General features: G+C 26.8%; 15 protein-coding genes. 2 read left to right on the forward strand and 13 right to left on the reverse strand.

Features of this window, described 5'->3' with window-relative positions:
• Positions 1–25: 25 nt before the first annotated feature.
• Entirely contained in the window at positions 26–1,369 is a 1,344-nt protein-coding gene (gene rmuC / locus BLT70_RS07775) for a DNA recombination protein RmuC (protein ID WP_091893245.1), read from the forward strand.
• Between the two features lie 70 nt (positions 1,370–1,439).
• Positions 1,440–1,658: a hypothetical protein gene (locus BLT70_RS07780; RefSeq protein ID WP_157691861.1), complete on the forward strand. Its 219-nt coding sequence runs from the start codon at positions 1,440–1,442 to the stop codon at positions 1,656–1,658.
• Between the two features lie 123 nt (positions 1,659–1,781).
• Here the strand turns inward: BLT70_RS07780 and BLT70_RS07785 are convergent, their stop codons facing one another.
• The 13 genes from BLT70_RS07785 to BLT70_RS07845 form a co-directional block, all read right to left on the reverse strand.
• Entirely contained in the window at positions 1,782–2,426 is a 645-nt protein-coding gene (locus tag BLT70_RS07785; protein WP_091893249.1) for a hypothetical protein, read from the reverse strand.
• Positions 2,427–2,698: 272 nt separating this feature from the next.
• Positions 2,699–3,259, reverse strand: a complete 561-nt coding sequence (locus BLT70_RS07790; RefSeq protein WP_091893251.1) for a hypothetical protein — start codon at positions 3,257–3,259, stop codon at positions 2,699–2,701.
• A gap of 2 nt (positions 3,260–3,261) precedes the next feature.
• Complete coding sequence (locus BLT70_RS07795) at positions 3,262–3,657, reverse strand: hypothetical protein (RefSeq protein ID WP_091893253.1); 396 nt, start codon at positions 3,655–3,657, stop codon at positions 3,262–3,264.
• Positions 3,658–3,757: 100 nt separating this feature from the next.
• Positions 3,758–4,954: a C1 family peptidase gene (locus BLT70_RS07800; RefSeq protein WP_091893255.1), complete on the reverse strand. Its 1,197-nt coding sequence runs from the start codon at positions 4,952–4,954 to the stop codon at positions 3,758–3,760.
• A 4-nt stretch (positions 4,955–4,958) separates the two neighbouring features.
• The gene (locus tag BLT70_RS07805; protein ID WP_091893257.1) at positions 4,959–5,327 is read right to left on the reverse strand and encodes a protease inhibitor I42 family protein; all 369 of its coding nucleotides are present in this window, start codon (positions 5,325–5,327) and stop codon (positions 4,959–4,961) included.
• A 14-nt stretch (positions 5,328–5,341) separates the two neighbouring features.
• Positions 5,342–6,247 carry a hypothetical protein gene (locus tag BLT70_RS07810; protein WP_091893259.1) on the reverse strand — a complete coding sequence of 302 codons (906 nt, stop codon included), beginning with the start codon at positions 6,245–6,247 and terminating at the stop codon, positions 5,342–5,344.
• Positions 6,248–6,342: 95 nt separating this feature from the next.
• Positions 6,343–6,942 (reverse strand): FHA domain-containing protein, encoded by a 600-nt coding sequence (locus tag BLT70_RS07815; protein WP_091893261.1) that lies wholly within the window; start codon positions 6,940–6,942, stop codon positions 6,343–6,345.
• 8 nt (positions 6,943–6,950) lie between these two features.
• Positions 6,951–7,226, reverse strand: a complete 276-nt coding sequence (locus BLT70_RS07820; protein ID WP_157691862.1) for a hypothetical protein — start codon at positions 7,224–7,226, stop codon at positions 6,951–6,953.
• A gap of 11 nt (positions 7,227–7,237) precedes the next feature.
• Positions 7,238–7,903 carry an FHA domain-containing protein gene (locus BLT70_RS07825; protein ID WP_091893266.1) on the reverse strand — a complete coding sequence of 222 codons (666 nt, stop codon included), beginning with the start codon at positions 7,901–7,903 and terminating at the stop codon, positions 7,238–7,240.
• A 1-nt stretch (position 7,904) separates the two neighbouring features.
• A complete protein-coding gene (locus tag BLT70_RS07830) occupies positions 7,905–8,564 on the reverse strand; it encodes a LytTR family DNA-binding domain-containing protein (RefSeq protein ID WP_091893267.1) in 660 nt (219 codons plus the stop codon).
• A gap of 105 nt (positions 8,565–8,669) precedes the next feature.
• Positions 8,670–10,925: a serine/threonine-protein kinase gene (locus BLT70_RS07835; RefSeq protein ID WP_091893269.1), complete on the reverse strand. Its 2,256-nt coding sequence runs from the start codon at positions 10,923–10,925 to the stop codon at positions 8,670–8,672.
• A gap of 135 nt (positions 10,926–11,060) precedes the next feature.
• Positions 11,061–13,685 (reverse strand): serine/threonine-protein kinase, encoded by a 2,625-nt coding sequence (locus tag BLT70_RS07840; protein ID WP_091893271.1) that lies wholly within the window; start codon positions 13,683–13,685, stop codon positions 11,061–11,063.
• A gap of 9 nt (positions 13,686–13,694) precedes the next feature.
• Positions 13,695–15,800: a serine/threonine-protein kinase gene (locus BLT70_RS07845; RefSeq protein WP_091893274.1), complete on the reverse strand. Its 2,106-nt coding sequence runs from the start codon at positions 15,798–15,800 to the stop codon at positions 13,695–13,697.
• Positions 15,801–15,839 lie beyond the last annotated feature (39 nt).

Here is a 15,839-nt window from a genome sequence, read left to right on the forward strand (position 1 = left end):
AAATTTAAGAACTTAAATTGACATGATGAACGAATTGATTATTTACTTATTAATAGCACTGGTATTTAGCTTTGTAGGATTTTTTATTGGTAAACTTTTAACCAAATTAAACCTAGAAAAAGAAAAAACCTTCATAGAAAAAGAGAAATCTACTTTAGAAGAACGCGTTGCATTATTGCAACAATCTAAAGATATGGTTGAAGATAATTATATTGAGCTTCAAAAAGAACTGAAAAATAATCAGCAAGAAAAAGAAAACTTAATAACTGTAAATACAAGGCAAGAATCAGAAAACAAAAATTTGCAACTAAAGTTGGATGAACATAAAAGCGAAGTAGAAAAATTACAACAAAAATTTACGAATGATTTTGAAGTGCTTGCTAATAAAATATTAGAAGAAAAATCGAATAAATTTACAGAACAAAACAAAGAAAATTTAAAAATTATTTTAAATCCGCTTCAAGAAAAAATAAAAGTTTTTGAAGATAAAGTAGATCAAACGCACAAAGAAAGTATCGATTATCATGCTGCTTTACGTCAGCAAATTATAGGTTTAAAAGAGATGAATTTGCAAATGAGCAAGGAAACTATCAACCTAACAAAAGCCTTAAAAGGCGATAACAAAACACAAGGAAATTGGGGCGAATTAGTTCTAGAAAGAGTTTTAGAAAAATCTGGTTTAGAGAAAGATAGAGAGTATTATGTGCAGCAAAGCTTTACCAATGAAGATGGTAAAAGAATTTTACCAGATATAGTAATTCATTTGCCAGATAATAAAAAAATGATAGTAGATTCTAAAGTTTCTTTAACTGCTTATGAGCAATATGTAAATGAAGATGATGAAACTTTAAAAGCACAATTTTTAAAAGAACATGTTGCTTCTTTAAAACGACATGTAGACCAATTATCAGAAAAAAAATATGAAGATATTTATAAAATAGCATCTCCAGATTTTGTGTTGCTTTTTATACCAATTGAACCCGCATTTGCAGTTGCTATAAATGCTGATACTCATTTATACAACGAAGCTTTCGAAAAAAACATTGTTATTGTTACTCCAACGACTTTATTGGCTACTTTACGTACAATTGATTCTATGTGGACGAACGAAAAGCAACAAAAAAATGCAATTGAAATTGCGAGACAAGCTGGTGCTTTATATGATAAGTTTCAAAGCCTTTTAACTGATTTAGTTACTATTGGAAAACGAATTGATGATAGTAAAAAAGAATACTCTAATGCAATGAATAAACTTTTTGATGGTAGAGGAAACTTAATAAATAGCGTTGAAAAATTAAAAAAGATGGGCGCAAAAGCTAAAAAGGCTATTCCAGAAAATATTATAAAAAGAGCTAAAGAAATTGAGTAAACTTAGGCTGTGAAAATTTGGAAAAAAGTTTAATTTTTCTTATATTTAAATGAATCTTAAAACCAATATTATGAAAAAAGACGATAAAAATCTATATGACAAAGATGTAATTACTGGAGGTGTTACTAAGAATGTTGTTGGTGAACAGACTATTCAAACCCATAAAACTAAAGTTTTAAAAAATAATGAACATGAAGTTTTAATAGGAGAAGATATTGAAGACGTAAAAAAAGTTAAAGAAGAATTTGAGTCATTACAAAGAAAAATTCTTAATAAACTTATGAAATAGTTTATATAAACAATAAGAACTTTAAGTTCTGTTCACAATAAAAAAGCATCAAGGTTTAACTTGATGCTTTTTCGTTTTAACCTGTATCAAATAAAATTTATAATTACAATTCTTCTGATTTATTTAGCCTCTTCTTGTTCCAATCCAAACAGTGTCTTTAGGAATATAATACGTAATTTTACCATCTTTATCTGTGTAAGTTCTCAATTTTTGTTTTAATTTTCGTTTATACCATTTTTGAAAATTATAATATTCTTCAATTGTATAATATTCATCTTCAGTCATTTTTAAATCTTCACTGGTAAAGTAATTATCATCTTTGGCATAAAGCCAATTAAAAGTATCTAACTCCGTTTTTAAATTTCCATAATTTTGAGTTGGCATTTTTTTTTGATTTTCTGGACGATAAAAAGTAATATCATAAAAGTTTAAAAAACCATCAATTGCACAAACTACTTGCGAATAGGCTATATTGGGTTCGTACAACCAAATTGCTAAATAATAAGGTTTATCCAACGTTTTTAATTGTGTTTCCCAACTATTAAAAATAGCAAGTAAACTTTCTAAAATTAGTTTTCGAGATTTTCTTTTTGGAACCGGAATTGGTTTTCCTGATATTGAAGTATCACTAAAAGGACGAACCCAAACTTTTTCATAGTTTCTTTGATATTCTTCTAAATCTTTTAAATCTAGTTTTAAACTGCTATTTTTCCAATTTTCTATATTTTTGAAAATACGTTTGTGTCCTCTTAACTTTTTAGTTTTCATTTTTCTTACTTTATTTTAAATAACCAATTTTTAAATTCTTCTTATTATCAGATTAATCTGTATATAAAATATTTAAAGTTGTTTTTTTATTTAACCATGTTTTATGCTTATTATTGGCTGTTTGAGCAAAAGAAACGTTGCATAAAAATATCAGAAATAAAAATATAGCGATTTTTAATACAGTTATTCTAATATTAAATTTACAAACCATTTTATATACTTTATACATCTTGAATACTAAAAATCTTTCTTTTTCTAAGAGTTCTTCACTCTTATTTCTGTTGTAAAGAAGTTATGTATTCTTTTGTTTTTTCTGATAAAATAATAGCGTCATGTTCATAATCTGAAGTCCATTGAAATAGATACACATTATAACCATCAAAACACTCAATAGGATTTAATTCAAATGCTTTTAGCGTCATTAAAAAGCGTTCCATTCCTCCATAAGGATAATTTCCTGTAGAGAATTTTACAATTACTTCGTTTTCTTTTTGTTTTTCTAAAGCATCTAAATCAACTTCAAAACCATATTCTAAATAATTAAAAAAAGATAAAATATCTGCTCTTACCAAAATACTTTTGCTTTTATCGTACGAAAAATAATTGCGTAAAAACTCTTGAGCGTAAACAGGAAATAACTGATTAAAAAGTTCAATTTTAGGTTTATCTTCATCCATAAAATGGTCAATTTCTTCATCAGTAGCAGTTTCCCAATCTATTGTTTTTTCTTCTTCTTGATAACCTGGTTTTCTAACAGCACACATATGATTATATACTTCTTTAAAAGCTATAAATTTTTCTTGTGATTTTATTGCGAATTTAATGTAGAGCATATCTAATTAATCAATTTAAGTTGATGCATTTTAATTTTTATTTTATTTTTTTTAGCATCAATAAAAGCATATTCTGTGAAACAAATTTCGTTTTCATTTTCATCTAAAATATTAACATCTCTAAACCCAAGTTCTAATTTTGGATTTTGATATCTTTTAGAAAAATGAGCCATTAAAACTTCAAAAATATATTCATGATTTTCTTCAAAAAAATGAATTGCATTTATTTGAGCATCATTCATGCTATGTAAATAACTAACGCTAATACTATCAGCATATAAATTACAATAGCCATCAGTTTCCTTGTTTACAAACACTTCATTACCGTCGTCATTTACTTTTCTAAAACCTAATGTTGATGACACATATATATAATCATCATAATCTCTTGTTTGCATATTTTATTTTATTGCTTTGTAAACTTTGATCTTATTTTATATGATTAATTATGAAGTTTAATTATTACTTTTCAAAAAAAAAAAATCTTTATTTTATGATTTAATCTACTTTAATATCATCCTCTTCAAGCGTTAATTTAAAAATATTAGATTCTTTTAATCTTTCTTTATAAACTAATTTATATGTTTTATTCTTTTTTACATTTACGTTTGCACTTGAATATCCAAAAATTAAAGATTTCTTGTTTTCTTTTTTAATAATTGAAGTTGTTATAATTTCAAACTTATGTTTTCCTTTAGTCGCAAATACTCTATTATGATATTTAACGCCTTTTTTATTCATTCCAAAAATCTTTGGATCTTCATCATCAATCTTAACGTATAATTCTTGATGTACTTGTAAAGAACCAAGTGCATGTACAAAATCTATTTCTACTAAGTCTGTATCATTATTTGGTTCTGGTAAAAAATCGTTTTTTGTAACATCTGCCCAAGAAAAAGCGGTAAGTCCAGAAGTATTGTAACCAACCCAAGCATAGCCATTTAATCCCCAATTTACTCCCCAAGAATTTTTAATTAACCAAGCTTCTTTATCATCATCCCAACCAATAAGAGTTACTGCATGTGTAGGAAAAGTATTCATTGTTTTTATAACACCACTGTTATAATTTTGAAACTCGAATGTATTTGCATCTAAAGCAACAGACATTGCACCATGTTTAACCAATAAGTTTTTAATTTCTACTGTTGATGGATTTCCAGAAATAAAATTATAATTTGCTAATTTTACATTAGATTTTCCTTCGGATAAAGCACAACTTTTTTGTACTGTTTCATAAGGTGTTTGCCCTTCTAAAGCTACTTCAGCATCGTTTTCTAGTAACCAATTAAAAGCAAAATCATACCAACCACCACTACAACCATTACTATCATTTACACAATTAACAAAAGATTGTTCTGATAAATCTAACTTTTCTTTATTTATTAAAGCATGGCTAGATTCTATTGTTGCAACAGCAGCAAAAGCCCAACAAGAACCACAAGTACCTTGATCTTTTACAGAAGTTACACCATTATAGTCTCTTAAATCGAAAGAAGTAGCGTTTTCATCACCATATTTAGTTAATGTAAGATCATATATTTTTTGACCATCTTGAATATAACCACTTTGTACTTTAAACAGTTTTCTAAATTCTTGATCTGTTGGTACAACTAATCCTGTACCTTTTTGCTGTGCATTTGCAAAGAAAGAATACAATGATAGCATTGTAATAAAAACAATTCTTAAATTTTTCATAGTATTATTTTTTAATATTTACTTTAATTATTTTTTTAAAATCTTCTGGAATAGAATCTAATTTTTCAAAACTTCTTAAAAAATGAAACTCTAAATTATAAGTACCTGGTTTAAGTGCTTTAAAAGTGAAAACCTTGTTATAACTAACTAATAATTTACCTTCACTTTTAATTATTTTTTTCGAAGTGTTTATTTGTTCTACTTCTGGTATTGGTATATAACTCCATTGATAACCTCCATCACCTTCTTTTTCTAATTCAATTTTAAACTCTTCATTTACTTTGTAGCCTTCTGTAGCTTTATAGTTTTCTATTAATTTACAGCTCTGTAATGAAATTGAAATTAAACAAACTATTAAAAATATTTTTTTCATATACCAGTTTTTTTTTAAAAGATTATATCAAGATAATCATCATCATAATCTATATCATCACCAGATGTATCGTCATTATCTGATTCTTCGTAAGAACTGTCTTCAAAATCTGTCTCTTCAAAAGAACTGTCTTCAATATTAGTTTCTTCAATTTCTGTTTCCTCATATGTAACTCCGCCTTCAATCCCTTCAGCTTCTTCTGTTGCGTCACCATCATTTAAACCTTCAATAATATCTACAGTTTCACCAATTTCATCAAGTGTTACAAATTCTTCTAATTCCGAATTAGAATCAATAATATCGTTGTCATCATTAAAAACAATATCATCATAACTTATTTCATCAATTATTTCTTCGTCAATAGTTTCGTCTTCGTTTTCATTATTTTCATCAGTTTCATCCTCATCAATTATAACATCAGTTTCATCTGTATCGTTTTTACTATAATCAGTATTATCAAAGTCTGAATGTTCTTTAATTTTATCGTAAAATTCTTGTTTTTCTTCATCAGAAAGCGCGTCCCATTCTTCTTTATTTAAAGTATGATAAGTGTTGCCATGCCAATTAAAAAAACCTGAACCATCTGTATCTTCTCTTGCTGTTTTAAAAGCTTCTGCAAAAGACATATCTTCTTTAACAGCATCAGAAAATTCTATATCTGTTGGAACTTCAAAATCAAAAGTTTCTTCTGTCTCAGCATCAGTTTCATCAGTATCAACATCTTCTTTTTCAACTATTTTACCTGTTGCGCTTAAAAATGCATATTGAGATCCAATACCAGCAATTAATCCTAAAGCAGCAGCAAATGGTAATCTTTTTGCTTTAAGTAATTCAATTTGTTTTTTGGTAACTCCTTTAAATTTTATTGTATTTTTTTTTGATGGTTGACTTGCTCCTTTTATGAATGTCTTTTTCTCCATTTTTTTCTTTTTAAAGTTTATTAAAATTATCTCTTTTTTTATTTCTGATAAAATTTACTTCACGAAACGTAGGTTTTATTAAATGAAAACAAAATTTAAGCTTGTGTTAAGGTAAAAACAGTATCTCCTACTTCTACTTCATCACCAAGATGCAGTAAAATTTGATCTTCGTTTTCTAGTTTTGTTTTATTAACGAGTGTGCCGTTTGTACTTTTTAAATCTTCTATGATAAATTGTACTTTGTTCTGTTGTTTCTGAACTTTTATACTACAATGCGCTCTAGAAAGATAATCGTCATCCAAAATCCAAGAGACATCTTTTTCTGCATTAAAATTACCACTTGCTCCTTCCGGATTTCTACCAATAAATATGGTATAATTTTCTTTCGGATTTTTAACAGCTAAATTACTTGCAGAACCATTACTTTTTAAAATCTGTAATTTGAACTTACTTTTCGATTTTTTATTGATTCCTACAACATTTGTACCTGGTTCATTTTCCATAAAATGATTAAAACCTTGTCCGTTTTCTGATACTTGTGTACCAGGATTATTTTGTACTGATCTAGGCTTTAAGTTTAAATTCATCTTATGCCCACAAAATTTACAAGTTACTACTCTGCTAATGCCAAGTTCTATCCATTCTTGTAAAACAGTGTTATTGGTATTGCATTTTTTACATTTATATCCTGCCATATTATTTATTATTCAAAAATTTCATCAAAATCTAAATCTATTTCATCCAAAGGATTTAACTCATTAAAATCTTCTTCAAAATCATCATCTTCAAATTCATCAATTGTTATTTGTGCTGTATCTATTTCTAGGTCTTCTAGTGTAATTTCATCAGTAATTAGCGTATTTTCTATTTCTTCTAAATCCAAAGAAACAAAGTTTTCATCCGCTAAAAATTCTGTATCTGGTTTTTTAGGAACTTCAATTTCTATGGTAATCATTTCTATGTTTTCTTTATTTTTCAAAAAATAACTTTTTATTTAACCCAATTACATTTGCATTTCGGACATTTCTTTTTAGATTTCCAAAATCGCCAACTTTTAGAAGTCATATCAAACTTACATTTTGGGCAATGAAATTTTTCTGAAAAATCGATATACAAATCCTCTAGTTTTTCTTTTACTTTTTTATCAGAAATTGATGCTGTAGAAATTAAACCACCAATAGTACCAATACCTAACATTAAATATATTCTTATTCCTTCGATAGATTTTACATAGGCATTGTTATAAACCAACACCATTAAACCAATAGTAATACTACCTTTTAAAAGTGCAGATTTTAACTTAAAATATTTATTTACATTCTGTTTTTCATTTTTATATTTTAGTTCAATTTCTTTTAGTTGATGAAACTCTGTAGAAAACTCAGTTCTATTTTTTAAAATATAAGCCTGCACTTTTTTAAAAAAATCCTCTACATCTAAAGAAAATGTACCTAATTGAATGCGTTGCTTTTCATCAATTCTTTTCGATATAATATTTTGACCGTTAACAGATGTGCCATTTGTAGAGTTTAAATCTTTTAGCGTAAAAGTTTTAAAATCATTGGCAATTTGCAATTCTGCATGATTACCACTAACGGTATTGTTATCTATTTTGTAATCGTTATTTTCGTTTCTTCCTATTGTAAATGCTTTCATACTAATACCAAAGTAAATTTTGTTTCACTCTTTTTATATAAATTTCTCCTAATTTTAATTCTATTTCTGTAGCTCCTTTAAAAACTATATGCTGACTTTGTACTTTTTTAATTCTGTTGATGTTTACTATAAAAGATTTACCTATTCTATTTAAAAAAGAGACTTCTTTTATTCTATTTTCTAATACATTTAAAGGATATGATATACATTTTCTAGTTCCATTTTCTAAATAAATATAGGTGTAATTACCACTCCCTACACAAAAACAAATACTTGTAATGTCTACCAATTCAAAACCACCTTTAAAATTAATTTTTAATTTTTCTTTGATTTCTTCTTTTATCGGTGGATATTTTTTAAATCGATTTCTAAATTCATGAAACCCCACAGATAACTCTTTCTGATAATGCATAAAAGCCAACACATTTGCTTTCCATGCTAAAAATGCTACTTCTTTATTTGTAGAAACCACCACAAAATGTTCATTTTCATTGGTGTTTATTAATTTACGTAACAATATTCTGTTATCTAAAGAATCTTCTTTTAAGTAAAAAAAAGATAATTTACTAGAAACTGAAAGTAAACTAGCATTTTCTTCTAAAAATGAAGCATCTTCAATATTAGAAAAATTTAAACATTGTATGGTATTTATTTGTTTCATTAAAATTTGATTCTAATTAGGTTTTGAAATTGAATTTGTATAGTTTTTTATATTTTTCTTGATTCATAATTACTGCTCTCATTTATATTTTACACTAAACTAATTTTAAATATCATCTAATTTAATTTCTCCACTTCTTAAATAACGAAATCTATAAAATCCATTAGCGCTAGATATAGCTGAATTTAAACTTGATTTAAAAGAATCTTTAACTAGCTTATAGTTGCCATTACTTAGCGTATTAGAATTAAATAATTCTCTAGTTTGAGCATCCATATTCATAGATTTTACTAAATAATATATTTCATTGTTTACTTTTTTGATACCAACAGAAATATCTTTTTTAATTGCTGATTTACTTTTATTTGAAGACAAAATTGCCTCATTAATCATTCTTAAGAAATTAAATATTGATCTTTGGCTGTTTTGATTATCAATAAATCGATTATCGTATCTTCCTGTATTAAATTTTAATTCTGTCTCTGCAATACAATCTACAATTGAAACATCAGCACTTAAAAGATTAAATGATTCCTTATCAAATTGAGTATTAGAAACAATTTTACTATTTATATCATTCAATAAAAAAGGTACTATTTGAGATAACCTTTTTCTAGACAGCATGTTATTTTTGTAATAATCTTTTATCTCTAAAAAATTATTAGAAGAATTAGCAACATTATCTAGTAACTCTAAAAAGTCATATTCAATTCCGTTAGTATTGTTAACTTTATATACTGCGTTTAACAATTTATAAATTGTTAATTTAGATTGTAATTTTAAAAATTTTTGTGCTATTGTTCTGTTTGATTCTCTTTTCTCAATTCCTTGTTTGATAGCGGTAATTACCTGTTTTTTTATTTGATTAGGAGTTAATTGTTTTTTTCTTAAATCTAAAACTAATGATTTAGCAGTTTCACTAAAAACACCATTAGGATACTCATTTAAATAACGATTGTAAGTATCAATTGTATTAGTCTTTTTTGCAACATCCCAAGCATCATTTTCTTTTTTAATAGCAAGTTCTAATTGATTTTTTATTATCTTATTTAAAGAATTAATACTATCAATTATACCTTCTTTTAATAATAATTGTTTTGCTGCTTTTATGTTTAAGCCGTTCATAAAAGAATCAACTTCTTTGTAATATTTTAGAGCTAAATCTAAACTATCTACTTTATAAGCATTGGCTGCTTTGTTTTTAAAGGCTGTATAAGTTTGTAAATCTTTAGTCTCAATATTTTTCTCCCAAGGTTTCCAAAAGAATAAGGCAATGGCTAATATAAAAACTATAGAAATAACATAAACTAGCAGATTTTTGCTTTTTCGATTTTCTATAGGTTCTTTATTTATTGGCTCTTTTTCCTTATTAATGACTGTTTTTTCTTTTCCTTTTATTCTAGTAGCATCGTTATTATTTTTTGAAGTTGATTCCTTTTCTTTATAAGATTTTTTCGGTTTTACGATAGTTTCTTTTTCTTCAAAATTTTCTTTTTGAACATTTTCATCGTCATTTAAAATAGAAAATAAAGTACTTGCATTTTGAATTCGTTTATTTACATCTTTTTCCAAGCATGCTGTTACCACTTTTTTCCATTTTACAGGTAACTTTTCTAATTCTTTACTTACATCAGTATGTAATATTTTTTGTGTAATGGTATTCTGCCATTCAGCACTTGCAGTTCCTTGATTATCTGCTTCAAAAAGAGTTTTTCCTGTTAAAATTTCATAAGCAATTGCACCAAAACTCCATAAATCTGTATTTAATTTTAATGGCAATCCTTTTAATTGCTCCGGACTAGAATATTGTAACGTTCCGCCAGCAAAGCTATTTGTAAAACGAGATGCTTTACCATCGCCTTCTGCTTGTTTACTTAAACCAAAATCTGTAATTTTAGGAATAATTTTACCTCTTCTATCAACAACTAAAATATTACTAGGTTTTAAATCTCTATGCACTACTTTGTGCTGATGTAAAAAAGCAATTCCTTCTAAAATATCTTTGGTAATACTGTCTCTTTTTTCTAACGAAACTTCGTTATTTTTTAAATAATGAGATAAATTACCCAACGCATAATATTGCATAATTCCATAATCGTAAATAGCAGGAAAAGATTCAAAACGATATACTTCTTCATAATTAGCAATATTTTTATGCTTTTTTAAGTTTTCAATCGCTTTAAATTCTTCTAATAGAGAAAACTCTTTATCACCAACTATTTTTACTTCAGAAACTTTTATGGCCACCTCAATGTCTAACACAGTATCGTACGCTTTATAAACCGTACCAAAACTCCCACCACCAATAGTATCGGTTTTGAGATCGAATTCGTAACGTTTTCTAAATTCTTGTTGTGTCATTATATTTTTTTATCCTTAAATCTATCAAAAGTTTCTGTAGCTTTTTTTAAAAAAACTACAATGTCTTACTTTTCTTATTATTTATTAACTTCATTAAGATTGATGATCTTAATGAATAGTCCTTTAAAAATAATTTTATTCTTTTGTTTCATACTTAAAGCCAAAACGATCTCTTTTTTCTAAAATCAAATTGTCTTCGTTATCATATCTGTAAAAAAATGTAGATTGACTTTCATCTGAATTGTAATCACGAAAAGAAAGAATTACACAGTTTTTTATATTTTCATCGTATAAAATTTTTCCTTTTCTATTTATAGAAAATAATGTAGCATCTTTAATTGAATTATAACTACTATCATCTCCACTTAGAGTTAAATAGTTATTTTTTCCTTTTTCGTATATTAATTCAGATCTTCCTTTTAATTCTTGTTCAAATAATAACTTATTATCTAAAGAATTTAAAGAAATACTTGTAGTATTTTTAAGCTTATTAGCTTCTAATTTCACTATTGAATACTTATGATAAGTAAGCCTTTTTACTTTCTCTGGATTTCCCCAAGCATAATATTCTAAAGGTTTTGATTTTTTTCCTAAAATATTTCCATCAAAATCTAAATAATAATCAACAACACTGTCTTTTATCACTCCATTAGAAAAACCTCTAGATTGATTAACAAGAATAGAATCTCTTTTGATACTTGCAGATTTTATTATGTAGTTGCCTAAAGTTTTTTCCCAAATGACCTGACCATTATAATCTAATTTTTTAATAATCCCTTTTGGTGTTTTTAAATCTAGTCCATTATTCCAGTATAACAAATAGTTACTATCTAATGGTAAAAATTCATGCCACATCCCTCTAAAGTTAGTATCGCTAAATGCTTTATCAATTAATTTTGAGCCTTTAGAATCTAATACAATTAACCAATCATTACCAATTTCTGAATCATGTTTTCTAAAACTTCCAGAAACAATAATATTATTTTTATCATTGGTTTTAACGCTTACATCACCTAAATTGTCTTTACTAAATTTTGTTTCCCAAATCAAATCGCCTTGTTTATCTAATAACATAATCCATAAATCTTTTTGAGGCTTATAAACTCCCTTTAAACTAAAATAATTATAAGCAATAATTGCTGTTTTATCCTTATCAATAGTTAAAGCATTATAGACTAAATCTTTTTTTGAAGTACCAAAAGATTTTGTCCAAACCATTTCTCCATATTTATTTATAAACTTCAATTCAATGTTATTATTCCCATTAGAATTTGTGTTTCTTGAAATTAAAATATTATCATTTTTTAAATTAAAGACTTTGGGCTCGTCAGGAAGCATATGATTTTCAGTCCATTTTCCTGAACCATTTTTATTTTTTTCTAATTTAATTGACCATGATAAAGATTTCATTAAACTATCTAGCTTCAAAATAAAATTACTTTTAGGATAATCTTTTTCAAATTTCTGAAACCCTAAAACAGTATTACTTTCTATAGCTTTTATCCAATCTAAATTTTGCTTTACTTCTTCTAAATTTTCAATACTTGCTGTATTATCTAAATAGTCTTGATAAGATTCTTTTGTATTTATTTGTTTTGCTGAAGCCCAAATTTTATTTTCTTTATAGCTCTTATTTGCAAAATATCCTAATGGTATGCAAATTAATAGCACAAATGCAATTGCTGTTTTTATAAATTTAAAATTCTTTTTTTTAGGTTTATTAGTACTATAATCTTTTGGTTTAAATGATTTTATATTTACTTGTTCCTCTTCTTGTTGTTTATCTTGATGTAAATTCTCTGATCCTTTTATAATAGTTGCGTCATTATTACGAGAGATAGTTTCAGTATCTTTATTTATTTGTTTAGGAAAAACACTATTTACATTTGAAGTGATTATTGTTTTTTTATCATCTAAAAGTAAAAATAATTCATCAGTATTTTGAACTCTTTTTGTTAAGTCTCTTTCTAAACAAACCATTACTACTTTTTGCCAATTACCAGGAAGTCCTTGTAATTCTTCACTTAAATCTTTATGCAAAATCTTTTGAGTAATTTCATTTTGCCATTCTGCAGTTGCTGTTCCTTGGCTATCTGCTTCAAAAAGTGTTTTTCCTGTTAGTATTTCATAAGCAATTGCACCAAAACTCCATAAATCTGTATTTAGTTTTAATGGCAAACCTTTTAATTGCTCTGGACTAGAATATTGTAAGGTTCCGCCAGCAAAACTATTTGTAAAACGGGATGCTTTACCATCGCCTTCTGCTTGTTTACTTAAACCAAAATCTGTGATTTTAGGGATAATTTCTCCTCTTCTATCAACAACTAAAATATTGCTCGGTTTTAAGTCTCTATGCACAACATTATGCTGATGTAAAAAGGCAATTCCTTCTAAAACTCCTTTTGTAATTTTCTCTCTCTTAGCAATACTAACCTCATTATTTTTTAAATAATGAGATAAATTACCCAAAGAATAATATTGCATAATTCCATAATCAAAAACAGTTGGGAAAGATTCAAAACGAAATACTTCTTCATAATTAGCTATATTTTGATGCGCACTTAAATTTTCTATTGCCTTAAATTCCTCTAATAAAGAAAACTCTTTATCACCAACTATTTTTACTTCAGATACTTTTATGGCAACTTCTCTATCTAATGCATTGTCATAAGCTTTATAAACAGTACCAAAACTTCCTCCTCCTATATTGTCGGTTTTAAGATCGAATTCGTATCTTTTTCTAAATTCTTGTTGTGTCATTATAAAATTTTAATAATAAAGGTAGATTTCATTGATATCTTTTCTTGATATCCCTTCTCCACTCTCAAACATGTTTTTTATTCTATTTTTTATTCTTAACCTTTTTAATTTATCAAAATAAACATCCCATTTTTTTTTATTTGATTTATATCCATACCTATTAAAATACCAACTCGCTTTTTCATTTCCTAATTTAGCTGCTTTAAGATACCACTTCTCTGCTTCTTTCTTGTTTTTTTCAACACCACTTCCTGATGCATACATCCTTCCTATGTTAATTTGAGCAAATAATTCATCTTGATTAGCAGCTCTTTGATACCACATCATAGCTTCTTTATAGTCTATTGAAACTCCATAACCATATTGATACATGAAAGCTAAATTATTTTGTGCAATAGCAAAACCTTGCTCTGCGGATTTACGATACCATATTAGTGCTTTTTTATAACTTATATTAAATCCTCTTCCATATTGGTACATAGAACCTAAATTAGATTGTGCACTAGCACTTCCTTGTTCTACTGCTTTAAAGTACCATTTTTGAGCTTCTTCATAGTTTATAGGTACCCCTTTTCCAAAATGATACATATACCCTAAATAATTTTGAGCATCCACACTTTTATTTTTTGCGGCTTTCAAAAACCATTTTAATGCTTCTGTATAATGCTGTTTAACTCCATTGAAACCATAATAATAATCTTCTCCTTTTGTTAAAGAAATTGTATCTTTTAAATATGTTCCTAACCAATTCTCCTTTTTATTAATATAGAAACTAGAATCTTTTATACTTACGATCGCACTATCGTTTACAAACAAAGCAGCGCTTTTATATTTGGCAGGTATAATAATTTTATTTTCTTGTTTATATCCATAAAAGTTTCCTTCTTTAAATATACTCAGTTTTGCATCTTGGACTTTTATATCTTTAGAAGAAAACATAAAATACCCAATTGTACTTGCTATTAAAATTACTACAGAAGCTACTGCAGGCAACATCCATTTTGATTCTTCCTTTTTTAGTTTTGTTACTTTTTGATTTGTGTAAGGTTTAGGTTTTTCTACTACTTTTTCTTCCTTCTTGTTTCCTTTTATAATCGTAGCATCATTTTTAGATAATGCAGGACTTTGTGAAGTTTCTTTTGTTTTTTCTACATCCTTTTTTAGCTCCTTATTCCCTTTTATAATTGTAGCTTCATTATTCGACTCAACACTTTTTTGAACGTTCTTATTTTGTAATTCATTTGAATTAATTACACTTTCATCAGCATTTAAAATTTTAAATAGAATAACTGTATTCTGGACTCTTTTGTTAACATCTCTTTCTAAACAAAGTCGTACTACTTTTTGCCATTTTGATGGTAAATTTTGTAGCTCTTCATTGATATCTGCATGCAATATTTTTTGTGTAATGGTATTCTGCCATTCTGCACTTGCAGTTCCTTGGCTATCTGCTTCAAAAAGTGTTTTTCCTGTTAAAATTTCATAAGCAATTGCGCCAAAACTCCATAAATCTGTATTTAATTTTAATGGCATTCCTTTTAATTGCTCCGGACTAGAATATTGTAAGGTTCCGCCAGCAAAACTATTGGTAAAACGGGATGCTTTACCATCGCCTTCTGCTTGTTTACTTAAACCAAAATCTGTAATTTTAGGAATAATTTCTCCTTTTCTATCAACTACTAAAACATTGCTTGGTTTTAAGTCTCTATGCACAACATTATGCTGATGTAAAAAGGCAATTCCTTCTAAAACTCCTTTTGTAATTTTCTCTCTCTTAGCAATACTAACCTCATTATTTTTTAAATAATGAGATAAATTACCCAAAGAATAATATTGCATAATTCCATAATCAAAAACAGTTGGGAAAGATTCAAAACGAAATACTTCTTCATAATTAGCTATATTTTGATGCTTTTTTAAGTTTTCTATTGCCTTAAATTCTTCTAATAGAGAAAACTCTTTATCACCAACTATTTTTACTTCAGAAACTTTTATGGCCACCTCAATGTCTAACACAGTATCGTACGCTTTATAAACCGTACCAAAACTCCCACCACCAATAGTATCGGTTTTGAGATCGAATTCGTAACGGTTTCTAAATTCTTGTTGTGTCATTATATATAAATAATTTTCATTATATCTTGTACTTCTTAA

The organism is Polaribacter sp. KT25b (assembly GCF_900105145.1).
In the GTDB taxonomy this organism is placed as follows: domain Bacteria; phylum Bacteroidota; class Bacteroidia; order Flavobacteriales; family Flavobacteriaceae; genus Polaribacter.